Source organism: Paenibacillus hubeiensis (assembly GCF_032334105.1).
In the GTDB taxonomy this organism is placed as follows: Bacteria; Bacillota; Bacilli; order Paenibacillales; family Paenibacillaceae; genus Paenibacillus; species Paenibacillus hubeiensis.
Genome location: NZ_JAVYAE020000011.1, coordinates 62,318 through 86,536, shown reverse-complemented (window position 1 = coordinate 86,536; position 24,219 = coordinate 62,318). Strand labels below are relative to the sequence as shown.

18 protein-coding genes are annotated in these 24,219 nt (G+C 54.5%); 9 read left to right on the top strand and 9 right to left on the bottom strand.

The genetic code is table 11. The annotated features are described in order from the left end of the window. Nucleotides 1–70: 70 nt before the first annotated feature. From argD to argH, 4 genes are all read left to right on the top strand, one after another. A complete protein-coding gene (gene argD / locus RSX24_RS23435; protein ID WP_343261941.1) occupies nucleotides 71–1,333 on the top strand; it encodes an acetylornithine transaminase in 1,263 nt (420 codons plus the stop codon). Between the two features lie 194 nt (nucleotides 1,334–1,527). Then, nucleotides 1,528–2,493 carry an ornithine carbamoyltransferase gene (argF, locus tag RSX24_RS23430; protein ID WP_236420906.1) on the top strand — a complete coding sequence of 322 codons (966 nt, stop codon included), beginning with the start codon at nucleotides 1,528–1,530 and terminating at the stop codon, nucleotides 2,491–2,493. Between the two features lie 299 nt (nucleotides 2,494–2,792). After that, complete coding sequence (locus tag RSX24_RS23425; protein WP_339274895.1) at nucleotides 2,793–4,028, top strand: argininosuccinate synthase; 1,236 nt, start codon at nucleotides 2,793–2,795, stop codon at nucleotides 4,026–4,028. Nucleotides 4,029–4,176: 148 nt separating this feature from the next. Next, on the top strand, nucleotides 4,177–5,580 hold the full coding sequence (gene argH, locus RSX24_RS23420; protein WP_236420946.1) for an argininosuccinate lyase: 1,404 nt from the start codon (nucleotides 4,177–4,179) through the stop codon (nucleotides 5,578–5,580). Between the two features lie 135 nt (nucleotides 5,581–5,715). Here argH and RSX24_RS23415 read toward each other — a convergent pair whose 3' ends face one another. The 8 genes from RSX24_RS23415 to allC form a co-directional block, all read right to left on the bottom strand. Further along, a complete protein-coding gene (locus RSX24_RS23415; protein WP_339274893.1) occupies nucleotides 5,716–6,501 on the bottom strand; it encodes an alpha/beta hydrolase in 786 nt (261 codons plus the stop codon). Between the two features lie 184 nt (nucleotides 6,502–6,685). Beyond that, nucleotides 6,686–8,041 (bottom strand): allantoinase, encoded by a 1,356-nt coding sequence (locus RSX24_RS23410; protein ID WP_343261940.1) that lies wholly within the window; start codon nucleotides 8,039–8,041, stop codon nucleotides 6,686–6,688. A gap of 49 nt (nucleotides 8,042–8,090) precedes the next feature. After that, entirely contained in the window at nucleotides 8,091–9,485 is a 1,395-nt protein-coding gene (locus tag RSX24_RS23405) for an NCS1 family transporter (RefSeq protein ID WP_236420902.1), read from the bottom strand. 316 nt (nucleotides 9,486–9,801) lie between these two features. Continuing rightward, complete coding sequence (locus RSX24_RS23400; protein ID WP_343261939.1) at nucleotides 9,802–10,662, bottom strand: fumarylacetoacetate hydrolase family protein; 861 nt, start codon at nucleotides 10,660–10,662, stop codon at nucleotides 9,802–9,804. Next, complete coding sequence (locus tag RSX24_RS23395; RefSeq protein ID WP_343261938.1) at nucleotides 10,659–11,984, bottom strand: amidase family protein; 1,326 nt, start codon at nucleotides 11,982–11,984, stop codon at nucleotides 10,659–10,661. Before RSX24_RS23395 ends, RSX24_RS23400 begins: the two co-directional genes overlap by 4 nt. A gap of 104 nt (nucleotides 11,985–12,088) precedes the next feature. Then, the gene (locus tag RSX24_RS23390; protein ID WP_343261937.1) at nucleotides 12,089–13,390 is read right to left on the bottom strand and encodes a uracil/xanthine transporter; all 1,302 of its coding nucleotides are present in this window, start codon (nucleotides 13,388–13,390) and stop codon (nucleotides 12,089–12,091) included. Nucleotides 13,391–13,566: 176 nt separating this feature from the next. Continuing rightward, nucleotides 13,567–14,817 (bottom strand): pyridoxal-phosphate-dependent aminotransferase family protein, encoded by a 1,251-nt coding sequence (locus RSX24_RS23385; RefSeq protein WP_236420898.1) that lies wholly within the window; start codon nucleotides 14,815–14,817, stop codon nucleotides 13,567–13,569. Between the two features lie 25 nt (nucleotides 14,818–14,842). Continuing rightward, entirely contained in the window at nucleotides 14,843–16,087 is a 1,245-nt protein-coding gene (gene allC, locus RSX24_RS23380; protein WP_343261987.1) for an allantoate deiminase, read from the bottom strand. A 171-nt stretch (nucleotides 16,088–16,258) separates the two neighbouring features. Between allC and RSX24_RS23375 the strand changes: the two genes are divergently transcribed. The 5 genes from RSX24_RS23375 (at nucleotide 16,259) to RSX24_RS23355 (ending at nucleotide 21,840) form a co-directional block, all read left to right on the top strand. After that, nucleotides 16,259–17,893, top strand: coding sequence for a PucR family transcriptional regulator (locus RSX24_RS23375; RefSeq protein WP_343261936.1), 1,635 nt, complete (start codon nucleotides 16,259–16,261; stop codon nucleotides 17,891–17,893). Between the two features lie 201 nt (nucleotides 17,894–18,094). Continuing rightward, nucleotides 18,095–18,718 carry a YhbD family protein gene (locus RSX24_RS23370; protein WP_236420896.1) on the top strand — a complete coding sequence of 208 codons (624 nt, stop codon included), beginning with the start codon at nucleotides 18,095–18,097 and terminating at the stop codon, nucleotides 18,716–18,718. A gap of 13 nt (nucleotides 18,719–18,731) precedes the next feature. After that, nucleotides 18,732–19,457, top strand: coding sequence for a polymer-forming cytoskeletal protein (locus RSX24_RS23365; RefSeq protein WP_236420895.1), 726 nt, complete (start codon nucleotides 18,732–18,734; stop codon nucleotides 19,455–19,457). Between the two features lie 26 nt (nucleotides 19,458–19,483). Further along, complete coding sequence (locus RSX24_RS23360; protein ID WP_343261935.1) at nucleotides 19,484–20,212, top strand: hypothetical protein; 729 nt, start codon at nucleotides 19,484–19,486, stop codon at nucleotides 20,210–20,212. 77 nt (nucleotides 20,213–20,289) lie between these two features. Next, on the top strand, nucleotides 20,290–21,840 hold the full coding sequence (locus RSX24_RS23355; RefSeq protein ID WP_343261934.1) for an MDR family MFS transporter: 1,551 nt from the start codon (nucleotides 20,290–20,292) through the stop codon (nucleotides 21,838–21,840). Nucleotides 21,841–22,619: 779 nt separating this feature from the next. Here RSX24_RS23355 and RSX24_RS23350 read toward each other — a convergent pair. Next, entirely contained in the window at nucleotides 22,620–24,050 is a 1,431-nt protein-coding gene (locus RSX24_RS23350) for a VanW family protein (RefSeq protein WP_343261933.1), read from the bottom strand. Nucleotides 24,051–24,219 lie beyond the last annotated feature (169 nt).

The following is a 24,219-nucleotide window of genomic DNA, read 5'->3' as shown; positions in this document are numbered from 1 at the left end:
TTTATTTCGTTGCAGCCTCTTAATCGGCATTCCCTACGCATTCATTAAGGAACAGGAGAGTGAAACGGCGATGGCAAAAGACAATGAACAAATCGGCGCCGCTACGGCGGTAGCGGGTGCTGTAGCAGCTGCGGCGGCGCCTTCCGGGCAAACGGAGAGCTCGCTTTTTCAGACATATTCGCGGTATCCCATCAGTCTTGTTAAGGGCAAAGGCAGCTGGGTATGGGACGATCAAGGCAATAAATACTTGGACTTCATGAGCGGTCTTGCGGTAACGAGCCTTGGCCATGCGCCCGATCAAATCGCGGCGAAGCTGAAAGCGCAGATCGATGAGCTGTGGCACGTATCCAACCTGTTCCAAATTCCAGGCCAGGAGAAAGCGGCAGCGCTGTTGACGGCGAATACGTGCGCGGACGCGGTGTTCTTCTGCAATAGCGGAGCGGAAGCGAACGAAGCGGCCATCAAGCTGGCTCGCCGCTATCACCAGAAAGTGAAGGGCACGGACCGCTATGAAGTGATCACGTTTGCCCAATCTTTCCATGGACGCACCTTGGCAACGTTGACGGCAACAGGCCAGGATAAAGTGAAGGAAGGTTTCCTTCCGCTCCCGGCCGGTTTCGTGACCGTACCGCTCCATGATACAGAAGCGCTCGAAGCAGCCATCGGGCCCAAAACGGCGGCGATCATGATTGAAATGGTGCAGGCAGAAGGCGGCGTGCATCCGGTCAAACGCGAATTCGTCGAGCATATCCGGAAGCTGTGCGACGAGCACGGATTGCTGCTGATCGTGGATGAGGTGCAAACGGGCATGGGACGGACAGGCAAGCTGTTTGCGCATGAGCATTATGGCATTGAGCCGGATATTTTCACGGTCGCCAAAGGGATCGGAAGCGGCTTCCCTGTGGGCGCCATGCTGGGTAAAGGATATCTGAAAGATGCGTTTACGCCGGGCAGCCATGCGACTACGTTTGGCGGTACGCCGCTCGCTTCGTCGGTGGTGATCGCCACCGTGGAAACGATGCTGGAGGAACGCGTGCCGGAGCGTGCCGCAGAGACTGGTGAATACCTGATGAATGCACTGCGCGAGAAGCTCGCAGACATTCCGTTCGTGAAGGAAGTGCGCGGCCTCGGGCTGATCGTGGGCATCGAGTGTGCGGAGCCGGTCGGCGATATTATTACGGCTGGGCAAAAGCGCGGCATTCTGTTCGTCAATGCAGGACCGAACGTGATTCGTCTGCTGCCTAACCTGTTGGTGAGCAAGGAAGAGGTTGATCAGGCGGTAACCCTCGTTACGGAACTGATCCAAGAGCATGTTGCTGCTAAAAACGCGTAATTTGTAAGTCCACTCTTCAATTGAAGGTGGTTAAAATATTTCGTTTGCTCCGGGGGCCACTTCCGGCCCTCCGGGTGAACATGTACAGCTGAATCCCTGCAGCCGCATGGCGCCGCGTGAGAATGCAGAAGAGAATGGGTTTTCTTTTCTGCCCAGGCGGGTGCAGGGAACCGGAATGAAGGAGGATACGAATAATGACGCAAGCATCGCAAACCCAAATCAAAAAAATCGACCTTAGAGGCCGGGATTTCATCGAGTTCACGGACTATACGGCAGAGGAAATCCGTTATTTGCTCGATCTGGCCATCGAGATCAAAGGAAAACAGAAAAACGGCGTGCCTTATCAGCCGCTGAAAGGCAAAACGATCGGACTTATTTTCGAAAAATCGTCCACGCGTACGCGGGTATCTTTTGAAGTAGGCATGTTTCAGTTGGGCGGACACGCGCTGTTCCTCAGCAAAAACGATATTCAGCTCGGTCGCGGCGAGACGACGCATGATACGGCGAAAGTATTGTCCCGCTATCTCGACGGAATCATGATCCGTACGTTCGGACATCATAACGTGACTGAATTGGCGGAACATGCAGATATTCCGGTCATCAACGGCCTGAGCGATGCAGCGCATCCATGCCAAGTGCTGGCTGACTTCCAAACGGTGCTGGAGCACAAAGGCAAGCTTGAAGGCTTGAAGCTGGCATACGTGGGCGACGGCAACAACATGGCGCATTCCCTCATGCTGGGTGCGGCGAAAATGGGCATTCATGTCGCAGTTGCTACGCCGAAGGGATACGAGCCGGACAGCGCCATTGTAGAGCAGACACGCAGCATTGCAAAGGAGAGCGGCTCTGAAGTTACTGTAACTTACGATCCGCATGAAGCTGTGAAGGACGCGGACGTGGTATACACGGACGTATGGGCGAGCATGGGCTTTGAAGAGGAGCAAAAAGTGCGCGAGCAAGCATTTGCGGCCTATCAAGTGGACGAAGAGTTGATGAAAGGCGCAAAGCCGGACTACCTGTTCTTGCACTGCCTGCCGGCGCACCGCGGCGAAGAAGTGAGCGAAGGCGTCATTGACGGCCCGAACTCCGTCATCTTCGACCAAGCCGAAAACCGTTTGCATGCACAGAAGGCCTTGATGGCTGCGTTAATGAGCGAATAACCGCCGTTTTCCTCAAAATGGTTGATTTTGAGGACGGGGTTAGCGATGATAGAACAAAGCGAGATTTATCATTATTTATTAATTATATTTTTTGATAGAAGTGGATTTGATGTTTGTGCATTAACGGAGAGTGCAGAACCAATCTGGAGAAGCGAAGCGCTCGCCTTTATCACCGGATTTGCCCGTTTATAGAGTGATCAAAAAATCCGGGGATAACGAAGATCGGAAGATGGTACTGCAATCGGAGTGGTGTGCACAACCCAACATATTCACGGATATCAACTTTGGGGGAAGCGACAATGGCTAAGGAAAAAATCGTACTCGCCTATTCCGGCGGACTGGACACATCGGTCATTTTGAAATGGCTGAAAGAAACATATGATGCGGAAATCATCGCCTTCACGGCAGATATCGGTCAGAAAGAAGAATTGGACGGACTGGAAGAGAAAGCACTCGCGACGGGCGCGTCCAAAGTGTACATCGACGATCTGCGCGACGAGTTCGCGAAAGATTTCATTTATCCAATGTTCCAGGCAGGCGCTCTTTATGAGGGACAATACCTGCTCGGCACAAGCATCGCGCGTCCGCTGATCGCCAAACGCATGGTGGACATCGCACGCGCCGAAGGCGCTACGGCGATCGCTCACGGCGCTACGGGCAAAGGGAACGACCAAGTTCGCTTCGAGCTGAACGCGGCTGCATTGACACCGGATATTCAAGTGATCGCGCCTTGGCGTTTGGAAGAATTCCGCAACCAATTCCCTGGACGTGCGGAAATGATCGCATATGCCGAGAAACACGGCATTCCGGTAACGGCTTCCGCGGCAAAACCATACTCGATGGACCGCAACCTGCTGCACATCAGCTATGAAAGCGGCGTGCTGGAAGATCCTTGGTTCGATCCAAGCTCTGAAGAAAATAAAGACATGTTCCTGCTCAGCAGCTCTCCCGAGGATGCGCCGGATCAACCGGAATATCTGGAGCTGGAATTCGAAAAAGGCGATTGCGTGGCCTTGAACGGCGAGCGTTTGAGCCCGCTGCAAGTCATGGAGAAACTGAACGAGCTGGGTGGCAAACACGGCATCGGACGCGTCGACATGGTGGAAAACCGCTTCGTCGGCATGAAGAGCCGCGGGGTATACGAGACGCCGGGCGGCACAATCCTGTTCACCGCTCACCGCAAAATGGAATCCATCACGATGGACCGCGAAGTGATGAACCTGCGCGACAGCCTGATTACGCGTTACAGCACGCTGGTATACAACGGATTCTGGTTTGCGCCTGAACGCCTTGCCTTGCAAGCACTCGTGACCGAAAGCCAGAAAAACGTGACCGGAACCGTGCGCGTGAAGCTGTACAAAGGCAACATTATCGGCGCAGGCGTACAAAGCCCTGTCAGCCTGTACAACCCGGACATCGCTACGATGGAAGCTGATCCGACGCAAGCGTACGACCAAGGGGATGCAACCGGCTTTATCCGCTTGAACGCGCTGCGCCTGAAAGTGAACTCCGGCGTGGAGCAAAACAAAAACTAATTCGCGGGCGCCGGGCGTTTTATACGGCTCGGAACGTGCATATACAAGCTGCCAGCGTTGGCATGCATAATCAATGACAAGGCGGGCCGTTCTTGCCGAAACTTCGGCAGGAGCGGCTTTGTCCATGAGCGAAAGGGGAATATTCACCGTGAGCAAGCTGTGGGGCGGACGTTTTACGAAACAAACGAATCATCTGGTGGAGGAGTACACGGCATCCATCAACTTTGACAAAGCGCTGGCTGAGGAAGACATTCAAGGCAGTTTGGCCCATGTGACGATGCTCGGCAAATGCGGCATTTTGCCTGCCGAAGACGTGGAAACGATCAAGGAAGGCCTGATTACCGTGCTGCACAAAATCCGTGCAGGCGAAGTGGAGTTCTCGGTATCTGACGAAGATATTCATATGAACATCGAGAAAAACCTGATCGAAACGATTGGTCCGGTTGGCGGCAAGCTGCATACGGGGCGCAGCCGGAATGACCAAGTCGCGACGGACATGCACTTGTACCTGCGCGAGCGCGTGGTTGGTTTTGTCGGCATGCTGCATGCGCTGCAGCAAGCGTTGATCGGGCAAGCGAAGGACAACCTGGATACGATCGTGCCGGGGTATACGCATTTGCAGCGTGCGCAGCCGATCTTGTTCGCGCATCATTTGATGGCTTACGTGTCCATGTTCCAACGCGATGCAGAGCGGCTGATGGACAGCTACAAACGCATTAACGTGCTGCCGCTGGGCGCCGGAGCGCTTGCCGGAACGACGTTCCCGATCGATCGCCACTTCGTGGCCGAGCAGCTCGGGTTCGACGGCGTGTACGAAAACAGTCTGGATGCGGTCAGCGACCGTGACTTTATCGTGGAGTTCCTGGCAGCGGCGTCCCTGATCATGACGCATCTGTCCCGACTGAGCGAGGAACTGGTGCTGTGGAGCAGCACGGAGTTTGGCTTTGTGGAGCTGGACGACGCGTTCTGCACAGGCAGCAGCATCATGCCGCAGAAGAAAAACCCGGACGTACCGGAACTCGTTCGCGGCAAAACGGGACGTGTATACGGCAATCTGATGGGCTTGCTCACGGTGCTGAAATCTCTCCCGCTTGCTTACAACAAAGACATGCAGGAAGACAAAGAAGGCATGTTCGATACGGTAGCCACGCTGGAAGGCGCGCTGCAATTGTTTGCTCCGATGATCGCGACGATGAAAGTCAACAAAGGTCGCATGCGCCAGGCCGTCAATCAGGACTTCTCCAACGCAACGGACATCGCCGACTTCCTCGTGGGCGAAGGGCTGCCTTTCCGCCAAGCGCATGAAGTCATCGGCAAAACGGTGCTCTACTGTATCCAGAACGGTAAATATTTGCTCGATCTGACGATCGACGAATTCCGCCAGTTCTCCCCGCTGTTCGATGAGCGCATCTATGATGTGCTGCAGCCGGAGGCGGTGGTCAACGCCCGTAACGTTTACGGCGGAACGGCATCCGGCCAGGTTGCCGAAGCGATTGCACGCAGCGAAAAGGTGCTCGAGCTGACGGAGCAGTGGATCGAAAACCGCGGTTAATGTTTGGTCCGAAATGACCGGTTATATAAAAAGAAGCAGGGTGAGAGCGTAAGCTCTCGTTCCTGCTTCTTTTTTTGGTAAAAGACGAAGCGGGCAGAACGTAAAATTCTGCTCCGAATCGCTCTCGCTTGCCGACTATTCTTTCTTCGCCAATGGCAGCCATTTCAGGACATCCTGGATTTTCGCATCCCAATATCCCCATTCGTGAGCCCCAGGCCCTTCTTCGTAAGTCAGTTGGAAGTCTGTCTGTGCACAGGCCTGTCGGAACGTTTGATTGTCTTCGTAGAGGAAATCCTCTGTGCCGCAGCATTGGTATAAAAGAGGGCGAGGTCCTGTGGAAGCTTGGCTTTCCTTCAGCAGATGGAACAGATCGTTTTCCGTCCCGGCGATGCTCGGCCCGAAAATGCGTTCCAGCTCCGCGCGACTAAGTGCGCCGGAAGCGTTGTCCATGTGCGCTGCCATGTCGAGCGCGCCGGACAAGCTGGCTGCGGCCGCATACTGGTCCGGCTTGCGCAGCGCAAGCTTGAAAGCGCCGTATCCGCCCATGGAGAGGCCGGCAACGAAGTTGTCCTCCCGGCGGTCGGACAACGGGAAGAACGAGCGCGCAAGCGCGGGCAGCTCTTCGCTGATAAAGCTCCAGTACCGCCCGCCTTCGGCCATGTCGGTGTAGAAGCTGCGATGGACTTGCGGCATGACGACGGCAATGCCGAGCTGAGCCACATAACGTTCGATTGAGGTGCGGCGCAGCCAGATGGAATCGTCGTCGGACAAACCGTGCAGTAAATACAGGGTAGGATGAAGTCCTTTGCCCGTTACATTTTCCATGCCGATCTGGGTGTGGGTCTGCTGCGGGAGAATGACGTGCATACTTGTGCTCAAGCCAAGCGTATCGGAATAAAAGTTGCAAGTGATCAGTGCCATAACGTGAAGTAACCCCTTTCATTCGTGTTCATACCAAGATTAAATGGATTGTCCCTCTTTTGCAATCATGAATATGGATTTCTCGAACGGTATCCGTTAGCGATGAAAATAGAACGGTAGTCGCATACTTAAACGAAAAAAGCGGGTTGATCTCTCAACCTGCTTCTTTGTGATTCGTATCTATTCACGGCTTCTGCCAGCTGCCTGTCGCAACCTTCGTCGACACGTCGCCGCTGCGAGCGACGATATGTCCCCGAACGACGGTACCGGTCACGCTGCACGGGAAGGTATGCCCGATATACAGGCTCTGTTTATGTTTGGCATAATAATTTTCTTCCGTGACCGTAAACGCTTCGTTCAAATCGACGATCGCCAGATCGGCATCCATCCCGATGGCAATGGTGCCCTTGCTGCCCGCGAGACCGAAGCGCTCCGCCGGATTCGATGCCGTCCACGCGGCAACCTGCTCGAGCGGGATGTCGTGCGCCAGTGCCAGTTCCAGGGCAGACAGCAGCGTGAACTGTCCACCGCTAATGCCGCCCCAGGCCTGAAAGAGGTTATAATCTTTCGGGTCCTTCATATCGTACGGACACGGTGAATGGTCCGACGACAGCATATCGAATTTGCCTTGTGCCAGCAGGGCGATTAGCCGTTGCTGCTCGTCTGCTTCCCGCAGTGGAGGCGCGCACTTGGCGATGCTGCCTTTTTCCCGCAGACTATTGTGATTAAAGAGCAAATAATGCGGGCACGTCTCAACCGTTACATTCATGCCGCGAGCCTTCGCCGCCTCGATTTTCGCCACGGCCGCAGCCGAGCTGATATGCACAAAATGCAGCGCGCAGCCGGTTATTTCCGAATAATGCAGTGCGCGTTCCACTGCTTCAACTTCGGCGAGAATCGGGCGAGTCTCCAGATAGTCGTCAGCACTCACAAGTCCCGCCGCTTCCTTTTCCGCTTTCAGCCAGTTGGTGATTGCTGCGCTCTCGGAATGCAAGGCCAGTACCTTGCCGAGTGCTGCAATCTTTTTCATGCCGTTCAGGAGCGTCATGTCATCCACGGCTTCGAATTCTTTGTTGCCTGTCGTGGACAGGAACGCTTTGAATCCAATCACGCCAGATTCCGCCAAAGGCTGCAGATCGTCTTCGTTACCCGGCACGAGTCCGCCCCAAAGGCCGAAATCGACGAGCGACTTTTCGTTTCCAAGACGAGCCTTATCCAGCAGCGCCTCCTCATTCACCGTAGACGGAATGCCGTTCAGCGGCATATCGAAGAAGGTGGTGCAGCCGCCGGCAGCCATCATGGCTGATCCGGTCGTAAAGCCTTCCCAATGCTCGCGGCCCGGCTCGCTGAAATGAACGTGCACGTCGATCATGCCTGGAAGCACATGGAGTCCCGCCGCGTCCCATTCCTGCTCTGTTTCGCCCTCCAGTTTGGCGGCGATTGCCGCAATTTTTCCGTCTTTGACCCCGACATCGACTTTCGTGACACCGTCCGGCAGCACCACGCTGCCGCCGCGTACGATCAGATCGTAACGTTCCATGCGCATCTCTCCTTTTAGGTGGTGGTTTCCAATGTATAGTTGAGACTGTTTATTCAAAAATCGTACCCTTCTTGAACGATGAGCCTTTGAAAGCGAGTTTGCTCAGCAGTAGGTATGCGATGCCCGCTACGGTAAATCCGATGATCCAGCCGATGTCGACCAGTAGGAATGCTGCGCCTGCTCCGATCAGCATGGCGAGTATGGCGCTCGGATTATAGCCTTTGAAAGCGCCGTTTTCCAGATACAGCTCTACCGTATCGACCTTCTGTTTGCGCAAAATGTAGTATTCGACTAACATAATTGCGACGATCGGACCAAGGAAAGCGGAGTAGATCAGGATGAACATGTTTAAGCCTTTGGCCGAAGAATCCTGCACGAGTACCCAAGGGAAGGAGCAGAGCGCGAGTAATCCGGTTATAATGACGGATGCTTTGTATTTCAGCTTGGTAACGAGCGAGATGACGTAAGCTGGCGGTACGATGTTGGCCACCATGTTGACGGCAACCGCACCGATGACGATGAAGGCGGACACACCAACGGTGATATACGGATTGTCGACGATGACGGCGAATGCTTTGACCGGATTGGAAATGCCTGTCGCCGCGGCCATCATGGCCCCGATCGTCAGGACGAAGCCGTAGGCGATAAAGATGGGCAAGAAGTAAAGCATACTGCGCTTTTTGTCGCTGATGCCGCTTTTGAGCTCACGGGAATAGTCCGCTGCGCTCAGAAAGATCGCCGCATAGTTGCCGAGAAATACCATGATGAAGGCAAAGAAGGGAAGTCCCCATGTCCCCTGAGCGTTCACCCAATGCTCGGCAATTGCCGTGCTGTGGGAATTGAGCAAGATGCCGAACACGTAGACGAGGGCCAGCATGATGACAACGGAAGCGAGCGTCTCCACCCACTTGATCGCATGAAAGCCATAAAGCGAGAGAACGATCTGAACCGCCTGCAGCACCACGAAACAAATCGGGATGCTGTCGAAGCTGCCGCTACTCAGCACCTTCACAATTTCATTCAGCGCCGTTGCCCCGACCCAACTCTGGAAACCGTACCAGACGATGGCAGGCACGCCGCGCAGGAATGAGGAAATCATCGAGCCCTTGATGCCGAACGACATCCGCAGCTGAACAACGTAAGGGATGCCCGTCCGGTAGCCGAATCGGTCGTTCAGGGCGAAAATAACGGAAATGATACCGATCGCAATGATCGCGGCTACAAACGTCTGAAACACATTGAGCGTAGCGACGCCAGCGGCAATCAGGCTCGCCCCGAGCGTCATGTTGCCGAGGTTCACGCCGTCCCCGATCCACATAAACATGTAAGATACCGGTCCAATCTTTCTGTCGCTCTCTTGCTTCGGTTTCAGGGAGTCGTCCACACTGATCTTTTCCTGCAGCTGCGTCTCCTCCAACACTCGACCTGCCAAATTCGTAGACATACTCGACCCACTCCCTCGTTTTTATTGGGTGTGCAAGGCTGGTCGGTTTGAAGATTAAACGACCGTTCGGCCAGCCTTTTGCATATATCCCAGATGATTTAATGTAAGATAACATTACTCTAATATGTAATGTATACTGACCTTTGGTTTATGTTTCTTATTTTATCACCTTATCTTCATAAATCATTGACAAAAACGTAGATTGTCATCGGGTTTGCTGTTGAATTTGACTAAAAAAATATTACACATTACGTAAGTTTATATTGTAAGCGCTATATTTTCGGGTTTTGATGTATAAAAGTACAAAGGATTTGATTCAGGTCTCCACCATATTGCTCAGTGTTTTCAGCCCGGCGATTCGGCATTCTACCTTGTCTCCCTGTTTGATCACGACGGAACCGGGCGTTCCTGTTAAAATAATATCTCCCGGATGCAGCGTCATCACATGTGAGAGGAAAGAGATCAGGTAAGCAGGGGAGAACATCATCCTGCTGACGGTATTACGGTGCGCCACTTCACCATTCAGCACGGTCTCGACCTCCAGTTCCGCCAGGCTCGCATATTCATCAACTGTAGTGAGGGTGGCGCCCAGGCTCAGAAACGTGTCGAAGCTCTTGGCGCGCTGCATGAATCGGGGATTGCGAGAGTGGATATCCTTGGCAGTCATGTCGAGCGAGGTCGTGAAACCGGCCACGACACTCATGGCTTCCTCTTCACTGATTCCCTTGCACGTTTGGCCGACGACGATCGCCAGCTCTGCTTCCGCGGTGATTTGCCCCGCTCGATCCGGGAGACGGATGCACTCGCCGGGACCGATCAGCGATGTGTCTGGCTTGAGGAAAATGACCGGTTCGTCCTCCGGCGGACGTCCGGACAGCTCGATTGCTTTTGCCATATAGTTCATGCCTACGCCAATCATTTTTCCCGGCTGGCGGTAAAGCGCACGATAAGAGACTTGTCCGTGCACGAGGGCAGGCAGTTCAGTGAGGAGAGCCTTTCCGCCGCCGGTATACCAGCCGAGCAGAGCGTTTAGTTTGTTTTTTTGCAGCAATGCCAACAGATCCGTTTCCCAATCCGTCCCTTCCCGTTCGTTCAGCCATACCAGCGGGATGATGCCCCGATCCGTCAAAAAGGCGGCTTGCTCCCGTTGTTCGTGTACAATTGTTGCGAGTTTCATCCGAGCACCTCTTCCGTAACATGTTTTGCTGTCCAGTGCAGCAGTTTCATATCCGTATTCGGACCGCCGATAAAGGAAAGTCCAAGCGGTAGCCCGTCCTGGCGGATCACGGGGATGGTAACCTGGGGCATGCCCGAAAGTCCCGCGATACAGGACAACTGCATGGTCTTCGCCCGGTAATCCTCGGCTTCCAGACCTTGCAGCCCAAGCAGTGGAGCGGGGCCTGGTGCGGTCGGTATTGCCAGGAGCCCGTCTTTGCCCAGCAGTTCAACGAGCTTGCTCCGAATGCGGACGCGCAGTTCGGCTTCTGACGTGCTGGCGGATTCCTCGAGTGTTCCGGCCCATGCAAAACGTTCCGCGATTCCCGGGCCAAACTGCGGACGCTCATTTGTTATCCATTCACCGTGTTCCCGAACGATTTCCAGCCCCTGAAGCACGCGGAACGCCGCCGACCAGTCAGTCAGGCTCTCCGTATGTCCTGTCAATCGGACTGCGGATCCACCATCCTGCCAGTCGGTAAGCGATCGGAGCTTCGTATTCAGAAGCGAGCGGTCTTCGGCTTCGAGCAGGCCCCATGCTTCTTCCGCCGTGAAAAAACGCGTGAATTGCGGTATGTCGCTGCCGGATGGGTGAACTTCCGCGTTTTCACTGAAGGTTTTGCTGACCCGCTCAAAATTCGAAGTGCCTTTGCTCGTTTCCAGCAGAACGCTTCCGACGTCTAATAAAACGTTCGCAGTCCGGCTCATCCAGCCGACCGTATCAAAACTGCGTGCCAGTGGAATGACGCCTTCTGTCGATACGGCTCCGTGCGTAGGGCGGAAGCCATATAGGCCGCAGTATGATGATGGAATGCGTACTGAACCGCCAGTATCCGTTCCTATGGCAAAGTCGACCAGCCCCGCCGCAGCCGCGACGGCCGAACCGCTTGACGAACCGCCGGGGATCCGGTCGGGTGCGGCGGGGTTGACCGGCGTTCCGTAATGGGCGTTCTCCCCGTTCAGGCTGTACATCAGCTCGTCGGTCTGCGTCGTGCCTTCGAGTTTTGCGCCGTTTGCCAATAAGACAAGTAACGCCGGAGCGGTAGATTCGGCGGGTTTGTGCGTGCGCAGCCAATCCGGGTTGCCGGCACCGCTTGTTACGTCCTTGATGTCGAAGACGTCTTTGACTGCAAAAGTCAATCCGGTGAGCCGGCCTGTTCCGGTGCACGGCAGCTTGATTGAAGCGTCGACGAAAGCTCCCCATTTGTCGGCCTTGGGCGGATTATTTTCCGCCTCAGCGTTTCGTTTTGATACCTCTGTATGAACCTCGTGTATTCCTCTCATTATGTTTCTCCTTTCGTTTATGAATCGAGGTGGAGAGCGCTCCGGGAAGAATGGGCTTCTCCTTAATCATGTACTCGATCATCGTTCAAGCCCGCTGCCCCTGCTTACCGTGCGGAGTGGAAGCGGACCCGGTCCAGCAGCAATGCCAGTAAAATGCCGACCAGCAGGCCGTTTCCGAGCAGTGGACGCAGCAGTGGGGGCAGCGAAGAGAAGGTTGATGACGGCAATCCCATAACGATAATTCCGACAAATAAAGGCGCTGCCGTCCGGTACAGGTTCGCCGCATCCATACGAATTTGGCCGAAATATTGCAGCGAAGAGCCAAGCAGCCGCAAATACGTCACCAACAGCACGGCGCTCCCGATGCTTAGCGGCAGTTGCGTCAGTACAGCACTGACTGCCGGAATCAGGCCGATTCCGAAGAACAGCAAACCGCCGATCACGAAGGGGAGCCGATCCCGGATGCGGGTTTGCTGGAGAAAACCCACGGACGAAACATAAGGTGCATATGGCACAAGCCCCAGTAGCCCGGACACGACCGCGAGCACGCCGCTGATCGTGAAGGAGCGTCGGTACTGACCTCCAGATGCCTCTTGTTCGTAAATGCTGTCGGTTCCTTTCAATGCCCCGAATGTATTCGAGGTGTTGACTAAACCGGCGATGACTGCAATGGCTACAACACCGGTGTCGAGTCCATCCGAAGGTCCGCCGAGCGGGAACCAGCCCGCTTCCAGCTTGCCTGATCCGGCTGTTGCGCTTTCTCCGCCGAAGATCAACACAAACAGCGCCCAACCGCCCAAAATGCCGATCAGCAGCGCATATTGTCCGATCGCGGCTCTGGCTTTTACCGACAGAACGGCGACGAAAATGGCCACTGCTGCGGCTAAGAGGAAAATGCTTGGCTGAATGACCGAGGCTTCGGAGGAAGAACCTGCTGATATGCCGAGCATGCCTTCGAGAAAAATCGTGTTCAACCTGCAGCCGAGCAGGAACATGAATACTGCCATCACACCTGGCGTAAACAGTTTCGATAATGGAGCGGCCAATCCGCATACACTGATCAGAACTGTGATTACGCCTGAGATCATGATTCCGACCGCCAGACTGCCGCCCAGTTCCGTTAGCGAAATGCCCAGAGACGGCGCGGATGCGCTGAGGCTCAGGATAACGCCCCACCATAATCCGGACTGTCCTTCCATGACAGCTCTTTGATGCCCAAGCCCTGCTTGTACGACACAGGCAAGCCCTGTCAGGACAAATGAGCATTGAATCAAAAATTGAATTTTCTCCTGCGGCAGCCCGAAGGCTGCTCCGACGGTGATCGGAATGACGACCGTATTCGTGAACAAAAAAAACAGCCACTGCAGCCCCGCCAGACCCGAGCGCAGCGAGATCAAATGGTTCATACTTCACCTTCCGCTTGGAGCTTCGTTGAATTCGTTCAAGCGGCGCATCCATGCGCAGAACGCTTTTCATCGAAGCTGGATTTATGCAAAAGGATTCCGGAGGTTTCCGGAATCCTTTGTAACTGAAAATCAGTGTGAACGGACGCCGCGTCTTGTTCTTCGCGTCGTAGCCCGTCTTAGCTTTGCGATGCAACATCTAACCGTGCTTGTTCATACACATCAAGCGCCTCTTGCACGCCGCGTCCGATCACGATCGGAGCGTTATGTCTGATCAGCACAGCTTCCAGCGCGGACAGAACGAAGAGGACGTTCTCTTTGCGGCAGCTGTAGCCCATCGTGCCGATCCGCCAAATCTTCCCGTGAAGCGGGCCGAATGAGCTGGCAATCTCGATGCCGAACTGTTGTAGAAGCATGGTTCGGACGGACTCGCCGTCGACACCTGCCGGAATATTCACGCAAGTCACGACCGGCAGCTTCCATGCGACGTCGTTGAATAACTCCAGGCCCATGCCTCGGATGCCGGCCATCAGTGCCTTTTCGTGCAGTTTATGTCTCTCGAAGCGTTCTTCGAGTCCTTCGTCGAGCAGAATGCGCAGGCCTTCGCGCAGCGCGTACAGCATGGACGTGGCCTCCGTATGATGATTCAGCCTGCGCGGTCCCCAGTAATCCTGCAGCTGGCTTAAATCCAGGTAGTTGCTGCGGATCGGCTGCGCGACGTTCCGGCGGTCACTGTCGATCGCGACGCCGCGCTCGACCTTTTTCCGGCTCGCCAGAATACGCTCGACTCGCTCGTTATAGGTGACTGGAGCCATCCCGGACGGCACGGAAATGCATTTCTGCGTTCCGCCGATGACCGCGTCAAGCTGCCATTCGTCCACTTTGACCGGCGCGCCGCCGATCGAAGCGACCGCATCGACGACTGTCAGCACGCCTCGCTCGCGACAAGCTGGTCCGATTTTGTCCAATGGCTGCATGCAGCCTGTTGAAGTTTCTCCGTGCACAATGGCTAAAATTTTCGGCTGTATGCGCTCAACTTCATCGATGACGGCTTGTTGGTCGAACACTTCTCCCCATGGACACTCCATGAAGTGAAGCTCGGCACCATAACGCTCTGCAATCTCGGTCAACAGATGGCCAAAGCGGCCGAAGATCGGAATGAGTACCTTGTCGCCTGGTTCGATCAGACTGCAGAGTACGGCTTCCAGGCCGGAGCGGGAAGTGCCGTCGACAGGGAAGGCCCACTGGTTCGCCGTCTGGAACGTCTGCCGCAACATGTCCATGGTTTCGTTCATCATCCGCGTGAATTCCGGATCGAATTGGCCCAGAATCGGCGTCGCCATCGCGCGCAGCACTCTTGGATCAGCCTCGACCGGCCCCGGCGTCATAATCGTTCTCAAAGGTGCATGGATTTCCCGGTACTTCGTCATCTCGTAACGCCTCCTGATTGTTTATTCAATAAGCTAGCTTATACAGCAAGTCGATCAGCAGGCGCACACCGCGCTGCAAATCTTCCGTATTCGTAAATTCCTCCGGCGAGTGGCTGATTCCGCCCCGGCTCGGTACAAACAACAGCGCCGTCGGACAATAGATCCCGAATACCTGTGAGTCATGTCCCGCCCCGCTGGTCATCGTTTTGTACGAAATGCCTTTCTGCTTCAAAATATCTTCGGCAGTCGCGCTCAGTACAGAGTCCATCGCGACCGGCGACTCGTCCATCCATTTCCGGCAAACGACGTCTGTTCCATGTTCGGCCGCGATGTTCTCGAATTCGCCAAAGCATTCCTCGCAGAACAACCGTATTCTCTCCGCATCGCTGTGCCGCACGTCCAAGCTGAAGGTGACCTCTCTAGCAATCACGTTTCCGACATTTGGCTTGACATCCATCCGGCCGACGGTGGCGACCAGTCCGCTCTCGTCCGCTTTGGCACGATGCGTTAGCAGCCGGATCAATTCGGCTGCGGTAAACATCGCATCGTGACGCCAATGCATCGGCGTCGTGCCGGCATGATTGCTCTCGCCGCGAACCGTAATATCGTAGCGGCGCTGTCCGACGATATGACTGACAACGCCGATGGATTTCCCTTCGCGCTCCAGCACCTGGCCTTGCTCGATGTGCAGTTCGATAAAGCATTCCAGGTCGCGGCGCTCCGGCTGCGGATGCTGTCCGAATCCGAACCCGGCATCCCGCATTGCTTGCTCGAACGGAACGGCGTTGGCGTCCTTGATGTCGCGAACCTTCTTCCGGCTCTTGACTCCGGTAATATTGCCGGAGCCCCAGTAGGTCATCGGAAAGCGGCTTCCTTCTTCTTCGCATAGTGACACAACCTCGATCGGCTTGAGCGGCAGGCCATAATGGGTCAGTAAATATTCCACGGCAATCAGCGCGGCGACGATGCCGTAGGCTCCGTCATATTTGCCGCCGCCTTTCACTGTGTCGATATGCGAACCTGTCAGTATGACACGCGCTTCGGGATCACGGCCGGCAACGCGGCCAAAGAGATTGCCGACATCGTCGTAGCGGGCAGACAACCCGGTTTTTTCCATTTTCTCTTTGATTGCCCGCTGGGCAGCTATCCAGGCGGGGTCATACAGCAGCCGTGTCACCCCGCCGCTTTCGTCTCCCCCGTGGGAGGCCAGCCATTCGATCATGTTTTCGACCTGTTCGGATAAGGCTGACGGATTCGGCTGTTCGATCATCAATGTAATCTCTCCCCATTCCGGCACCACAAGCTTTCCAACCGGTGTTATATTTGTTAACTTGGCAATATGATTAATTAATCGTAAAATAAAACAAAAGGGAAATCATTCACGTAAATGTAGAAGAATTAGAAAATTTATTAGTCATGTTAACCAAAGGGTGAGGGAACGATGAAACTGGATGATCTGCTGAAGCTGCCGGTGTTTGATGGGACTGCCATTGTCGCGGGAGCGAAGGGGGTGAATCGGGAAGTTTACACCGTCAATATGATGGATGCCCCCGATATCATTCCTTACCTGAAAAGAAATGAATTGCTTGTTACGACGGCCTTTCATTTTAAGGATGATCTGCCGGCACTCCTGGAGTTGATCCGGCAGATGAGTCGTCAGGACTGTGCGGCCCTCGGCATAAAAAGCAAACGGTTCCTTGGCGGTATTCCCGAGTCGGCGGTCCGGCTTGCGGACGAGCTGGGACTGCCGCTGATGGAACTGCCTGTGGAACCGTCACTCGGGGATATCGTCAATAAATCGTTGAGTCATATCCTCGACGTGCGGACAACCGAACTGCACAATGCCATGAAGACGCATCGACAATTCACTCAGCAGATTATGAGCGGCCAGGGCATTCCGAAGCTGCTGGACCAACTGGCTTCCCTGCTGCGGTTGCCTGTTCTTCTGCTTGGTCCTTACCTGCAGCCGATCTGCGGTCGCTTCTCCGCTGCCTCCACCGCGGTTCGTTTTGAAAATATGCTGTCCGGAGGCAGTCGTGTTCATGTGGCACCTTCCATTTTCTCCGCTTTCTCCTTGCTGGACGAAGAACGACAGACGATCACGCTGTTTCCGGTATATACCCATAGACAACTGCATTACCTATGTATTGAGGGTTTCGTTTTGCCGACCGAACGTTCGAGTATTCTGACCGTGGAACAAGCGACCAATGTCATCGCGTTCGAGCTGATGAAGGACAACGCGCTCAAGCAAAATCGTCGCCAGATCCAGAACGAGTTTTTCGCTAACTTCATCGGGGGTTCGTTCTCGAGCAGTGAGGAGATCGCCAGCCGAGGCCGGGAATTCGGCCTGTCTTCACACCAGCGGTATATCTGCGCGGTCGGCAAGCTCGATGGTACCGACAAAACGACCTCGTTTATGCAGTACAAAGCGGAGCAGGACCGCATCGCCGAACATCTCGAAGCGGAACTGGCCCATTTCCGCCATCCGCTGCTTTTGTTCAATCATGATCGCTCATACGTGTTCTTGATGCCGATGGTCCAGGAGTGGAAAGAGGTTGAACCTTCTTTTGTGGCGCTTCTGGAACGCCTTCAGTTCAAAATCGCTGCTCATTACGGAGCGGAACTGTCGTTCGGCGTCAGCGGTTATGCGCAGCCTCTTGCCCAAATCCCTGTCTCTTATAAGGAAGCGAACGAAGCGCTATACTTCGGCAGCATGGCGGGCAAGACGCGTTTTATTGAACATTATCAGCCCAAAGAAGTGCCCGAAATTTTGCGCATGATCCCACACGAGCATTTGCGGAAGTTTTACACCGACACGATGCAAGGTTTCACAGATGAGACGCTTAAGGATCATCATATGCTGCTCCAGACGTTGTCTGTTTACCTGGAGACTCATTGCCAACTTGCCGAAACGGCGAAGCGGCTGTACATCCATCGCAATACGGTTATTTACCGATTGGAAAAATGCGAGGAGATTATCGGCCGGAGTCTTAAAGATCCGGAGGAAACGCTGCGTTTGCGTATGGCATTCAGAATTAAAGCGTTGCTGCCGGAAAACGGAATGGAGACGAAGTAAGGAAACAAACGAAGAAGATATCCGTGCCGAGAGCGGCGGACTTTCCTGACGGGGGAGTCCGTCGTTTATTTTTGTTAACGGTGCCGTTGGAGCGGGTTTCATCTCCGGGTATAGAAGTGTGTTTCCCGGGAATCATTGAATTATGATTTACAACGTAACAATGTTATGTTACGATGGTTTCGACGAAAGGGAGGTTCGAAAATGACGGATGATTTGATCTCCAAAAAAGAATTGCTGGACCTGACGGGCATATCCTACGGCCAGTTGTACCGCTGGAAACGGAAAAACCTCATTCCCGAGGAATGGTTTATCCGAAAGTCTTCTTTTACCGGGCAGGAGACGTTTTTCCCAAGACAGCAAATACTGCAGCGCATCGATAAAATTTTGAATATGAAAGACGGCTTGTCCCTGGACGAATTGGCCGATGTGTTCTCGCCTACCCTTGGGGAAGTACAGATGTCAGCAAAACAGCTGATAGACCGAAACATTGTTACGGAGCTTTCGCTTGGTTTATTGAAGGAAGCTGGACGCGAGCAGCCGCAGTATGCACTTGAGCAGATCATGATGCTTTACGTTCTGGAGAAGCTGCTTATGGGCGGGGACATTACTCGGCAGGAGGGAGCTCTGCTCATTGGTGTCATGGCGGAGCATTATTATCGGTTTGCCGGCAAGCCGTGCGAGCTGCTGTTATTGCGCAAAATGGGCGTGCCTGCATTCATGCTGGCCGGCGCGGGAGCGGAGATTTACTTTGACGACGGGGTAAAGGTCGTCCTGCGATTGCCGCTCGGCACGTTCATGGAAGAATTGAAACTCAAATTGGGATAGGGAGAGATTGCACATGGAAGAACGGGATTTGCGCAATGATCTGAATGTATCTGGTGTGAGCAAGGCGGCAGGGGGACAGTTCCATCGCGTGCGGATCGATGGGGTGGCCAAAATCAACGGAGACCTGGATTGCACCTCCATGGACGTCAATGGAACATTGCGCCTTGAGGGTGGGGTAGATGCAGAGAGCGCCACGATCAACGGCGTGTGTACGATGAACGGCCCTCTCCGCTGTGAGCGCGCTCGCATTGACGGGCTGGCGACCATTCACGGCGATTTGAAAAGTCCTGAATTGGATGTCAACGGAAAATGCAGCGTGCACGGAAGAGTGGATGGGGAGCGTATCGACATTGGCGGCATGGTCAGCGTTGATGGCGATGTGCAGTGCGAATCGCTCCATGTGCAGGGCAACATCAAAATCAGTGGTTTGCTGAACGCAGGGTCTGTGGAGATCAGGCTTCATACGGCCTCTTCGGCCAAGGAAGTTGGGGGTGAAACCATCGATATCCGCAGCAGGGAACAAGGCGGGTTCTGGAAAAGCATCGGTCTGGGCGGCAAACCATCTTTCAAGGCCGATCTGATCGAGGGAGACGAAGTCGTGCTTGAGAATACGGAAGCGGATATCGTGCGAGGCGGCAAAGTCCATATTGGACGAGGATGCAAAATCCGGCTGGTCGAATATTCGAACATGTTGGATGTCGATGGGGATGCCGTTGTAGGCAGCAGCAAACGTATATAAGAGAAGCGATGTGAGGAGAGAGGAAGGTGGAATCGTATATGGATCGTCAAGCTAAAGGTTCATCGGCGCAGCCTGGGGACATCAGCATTACCGGGGAGAGCAGCTGGGCAGGCGGTGAATACCGCAAAGTCAAAGTCGTGGGTGACTCCACGTTTAATGGTGCTACGCGCTGTCGCCAATTCAAGTGCACCGGGACATCGGTGGTGAAGGGTTCGCTTGATGCGACCGAAATCAAAGTGACGGGAACCCTCGCTTTGGTGGCTGCAGAGGATGGAGGCAGGGCCCAGGCTCCGGGGAACGAAACAACCGCTTCCGGTCGAGAAAGCCAATATGATCTTAAGGCGGAAGAGGTAAAAGTGTTAGGCGAGCTGCATGTGGCCGGAAACTGCCAGGCAGAGCGGATTCGGCTGACCGGGCGCATTGAGGTAGGAGGCATGCTGAGCGCCGAACAGCTGAGCATTCAATTGAAAGGTTCATCCAGGGTCCATGAGATCGGCGGTTCCCGAATTGAGATCGGGCGGGGCCGTGGAAGGCTGATTCAAGGGCTGCTCGGGCAGCATGCCGTGGCGACGCTGAAGGCGGACGCGATTGAAGGAGACGTTATTGAATTGGAGGATGCTGAGGTTGACGTCGTCAGAGGCCATCGGATCGTCATCGGCCCGGGATGCCGAATCGGTTTGGTGGAATATACGGAATCGCTGCAGGTCAATCCTCAAGCGGAGGTTAGGGAGCAGCGCAATCGGTCTCGGGACTGATTAACCCCGGAAGCATTTCGGCTATACTAGTCCAGTCGAAAATTGAATAGATCGCGGAATGGAGAGATTGGATTACGATGGCTGTACGGAAAAACAATATTGGATTGGTGCTGGCAGGGCTGCTGCTCAGCATCCTGATGGCTTCGATGGACAATACCATCGTAGCTACGGCGATGGGAGACATCGTCGGCAAACTAGGGGGACTGGACAAATTCGTATGGGTCACCTCCGCCTACATGGTCGCCGAGATGGCAGGCATGCCGATTTTCGGCAAATTGTCCGACATGTACGGACGCAAGAAATTTTTCGTGTTCGGCATATTGGTATTTATGCTGGGATCTGCCTTGTGCGGCACGGCAACGTCGATCGTTGAACTGACGATGTACCGGGCCGTTCAAGGGATCGGGGCAGGCGCTTTGGTGCCGATTGCGTTCACGATTATGTTTGACGTGGTTGCGCCGGAAGCAAGAGGCAAGCTCGGCGGTTTGTTCGGCGCGGTATTCGGGCTTTCCAGCGTATTCGGTCCGCTGCTCGGGGCGTACATTACGCAATACGCGGCATGGGAATGGGTATTTTACATTAATTTGCCGCTCGGTCTGATCGCGTTTGTGTTTATCGCGTTTTTCTATAAGGAGTCGCATCAGCATCAATCCCAGCAGATCGACTGGCTGGGGGCGGCGACGCTGATCGGCGCGGTCGTGTGCCTGATCTTTGCGCTCGAGCTTGGCGGCAAGGCGTATGCATGGGATTCGGCGCAGATTCTCGGCTTGTTTGCCGGATTCGCCGCGTTGACCCTGCTGTTCCTGTACGCGGAGAGCAAAGCGAAGGAACCGATCATTTCGTTTGCCATGTTCCGCACCCGGGTGTACTGGTCCAGCAATGTCATGGCGATGTTCAGCGGGGCGGCATTCATTACCGCTTCGGTGTACATTCCGATTTTCATTCAGGGTGTGCTCGGCGGAAAAGCCACGAATTCGGGGCTCGTACTGCTGCCGATGATGCTGGGTTCCGTCGTCACGGCCTCGATGGGCGGTGTGTTGATGACCAAAGTCCGGTATCGCAGCATCATGATTCCTACGCTTGCACTGCTCGTGGTTGGACTTGGTCTGCTGACGACATTGGATGAGAACTCTTCCTTGTGGACGATCCGGATTTTCATGGTGTTGATTGGTCTCGGCGTGGGCGGTTCCTTCTCGGTGCTCAGCAATGCGGCCATGAACGCGTTCGAGCCGCGCCAGCGCGGTGCCGCGAGTTCAACGCTGAATTTTCTGCGATCCTTGGGCATGACGATGGGCATCACCATTTTCGGAATCGTGCAGGGGCAAGTTTTCACGCAAAAAATGAGCGAGGCTCTTGGTGGCGGCGCGGCGGGCAGCGGAGCAGCCGCAGGCGGCATACCGCAGGGCGTGGACCTGGCCGACCCGCATGCGCTGCTCTCGCCGGAGCTTAGGCAGGCGATCCCGCCCCAAGTGCTGGAGGCTATTACGCATGCGCTCTCCTCTTCCATCGTACAGCTGTTTGCCTGGGCCATCATTCCGGCCGCGTTGGCCTTGATCGCCGCGTTTTTTATGGGCAAGGACAAAATGGTTGTGGGCGAGGAGCAGGGAGAGTACACCGCAGGCCACTAAGTGGGAAGTTTGGTTCATGTTTGCTGAGCATATTCCATCACGCAAACTTGCTATTGCAATGAACGACTCGTTCGAAGCATCGGCAGCAGGCAAGCGTTGTGGAGGAGCATCCAATCCATGCTTGGCGTGATCCATCAAAACAGAATCGTACATGCAGCAAACGAACGCAAACATACACAATGAAATGTTAATTATCCGCATCACTAACATCATCGAGGGACCGTCCAGTCATAAATATGACAGGGGCGGTCCTTTTGATGTGGAGCGAACGAGCTGTAACGAATCTGAGGCACCTTATTCCGTGAAAATCAGCATGTGGAAAATTGTAATGAACCTGACGCACGTTATTTCAAGGGGATTGCGCCTAAACAGCGCATTTTCCTATGAATAGCGTGTCCTGGGTTCGTTACAATTTTTGAGTGTGCAAAAGCCTACATATAACGCGTGTGAAGTTCGTAAGCGTACTCGCGATTAGCCCCAAGTCGCAGTGAACCAGCCTACCGGCCCCGAGCACACCTGGAACATGATAAAGGAGCGCAACCATCCGAACCTCACCGTTCGTATAAGGTTGCGCTCCTTTTATCACATCGGGCACATGAATACACAAGTGCAATCTATGGAAGCTTCTGTTGCAAATACCGCGTCATGCTCTTCAGCAAATTATGTCGATAGATGCATAAACCTTCTGCGCCTTCGCATGCCTACATCGAACTCACCCGAGATTGACCCTGCATGACCTGTTCGCCCTGGCCTCGGGACCATCATCTCCAAACTTTCCCTCAGGGGCGGCTGCTGCTGACCCCATCCTCCACGACGGACGGTTCCTGCAGATCGGGCAGGCTGCTGTGGCCCGAGCGGGCAATCAGGCGGTTTTGCGCTTTGTACGTGTCTCGCGAGATCGTTTGGGTTTCCACGACTTTGCCGTCGACTTTTTTGATGCGAACGGTTTCTACGATATATCCCGGTTGGCCGTTTTGGAGAACCTGCTCTACGCCTTCGGGCAGCACGTTGCTTGAGACGTATTTCACCGGAACGCCGAGCGTTTCGACCGTCCGGGATTCCAGCTCATAGGTGACATTCTCGGGGAATGTGCCGAAAAATTTGACGGTGAGGTACCCGCCCTGAACCTTGGCATGGATCAGCAGAGACTTCCCGGTATTGTTTTTGAAACGGAAATTGATCGCCCCCGAGGCAAAAGTGGCATCAAGTCCTTTCGGCAAATACTTGACCGGCAGGGAATGATTGCGGCGCTCGACGATGTCCAGTCCCGTCAAAAGGGCGGCATTGTATACGGTGCTCGATACTTGGCAGATGCCGCCACCGATGCCTGGCGTCAAGCGGCCGTTCACGATCACCGGAGCTTCACGGAAGCCGTATTCTTTTTCGGCCTTGCGAATGACCTTTTCATAATCGAACATGCCCCCCGGAGGCAGAATCATGCCGTCTACCGCCTGGGCCGCCGAGCTGACGTTATGTATCCGTCCGTTGCTGCTGTTTCCCAAGCTTGTGGAGAACTGGACGATTTTCCGTTCGATGCCTTCCTGCTGCAGCGAATGCACGGTCACCTCGGGTTGCTGGGTGTACAGAGGGAGCCGAACCGACACGGGTTTGCGTTCCTTGGCGGAGTCTATTCCGGTAAAATCATGAGGGAGCTTGGCTGCCATCAGGCTTACCAGCTCATCCCAGGCGATCCGGCGGGCGCCTTTCCCGGGGATGTATTGTACTTTGTCGCCTGCGGTGATGCGGCGGACGGCGTTCGCGGGCGATCTGAAGGTCTCTTTTTCCCATTCCGGATTCAACCTCTTCTTGAGGATGCCTGCATCATACGACATGTCCAGCGACCACGTCTCGGCGAAATGATAGCGCGCATAGGCACGTTCCCATACATCCCCTTCCTCCAACGCCTTAACGGCGGACCGGAATGCGTCTGCTCCATAGCGGGCTCCCGTTTCGGATGCCGTGAATTGCAGTGTTTGGGGTTCCGGTTCGACCACTTCAAGCGAGACGGGCCAGTCCGATAGCTGTTGCAATCGCTCGTCCAGCGTGCTCAAAACACTTTTACGGGGCTGTCCCCCCACGGACCAACCGCCAACGACGACTTCTTTGGGGAGGTTAGGCTGGTTCACGTACATATAGAGCACACCGTAAGAAGCGGAACCGAGAAGGAGTAACGAAAAGAGGGCAATGACCGTCAAATGTATTTTTTTCATCAGCGTACGCTCCTTTTGGCTTCTGTTGTTCCGTCATTTGCAACATGCTTTATCTATATGATCCAAGGTTGGAAAACTTTCGGGTACTCAAAAGGTAACAAATTTGTTACAATAAATTTCATGTGCAGCCATTCTTCGGGCTCGAAAAAGGGAGAATGCGGGATTGCTG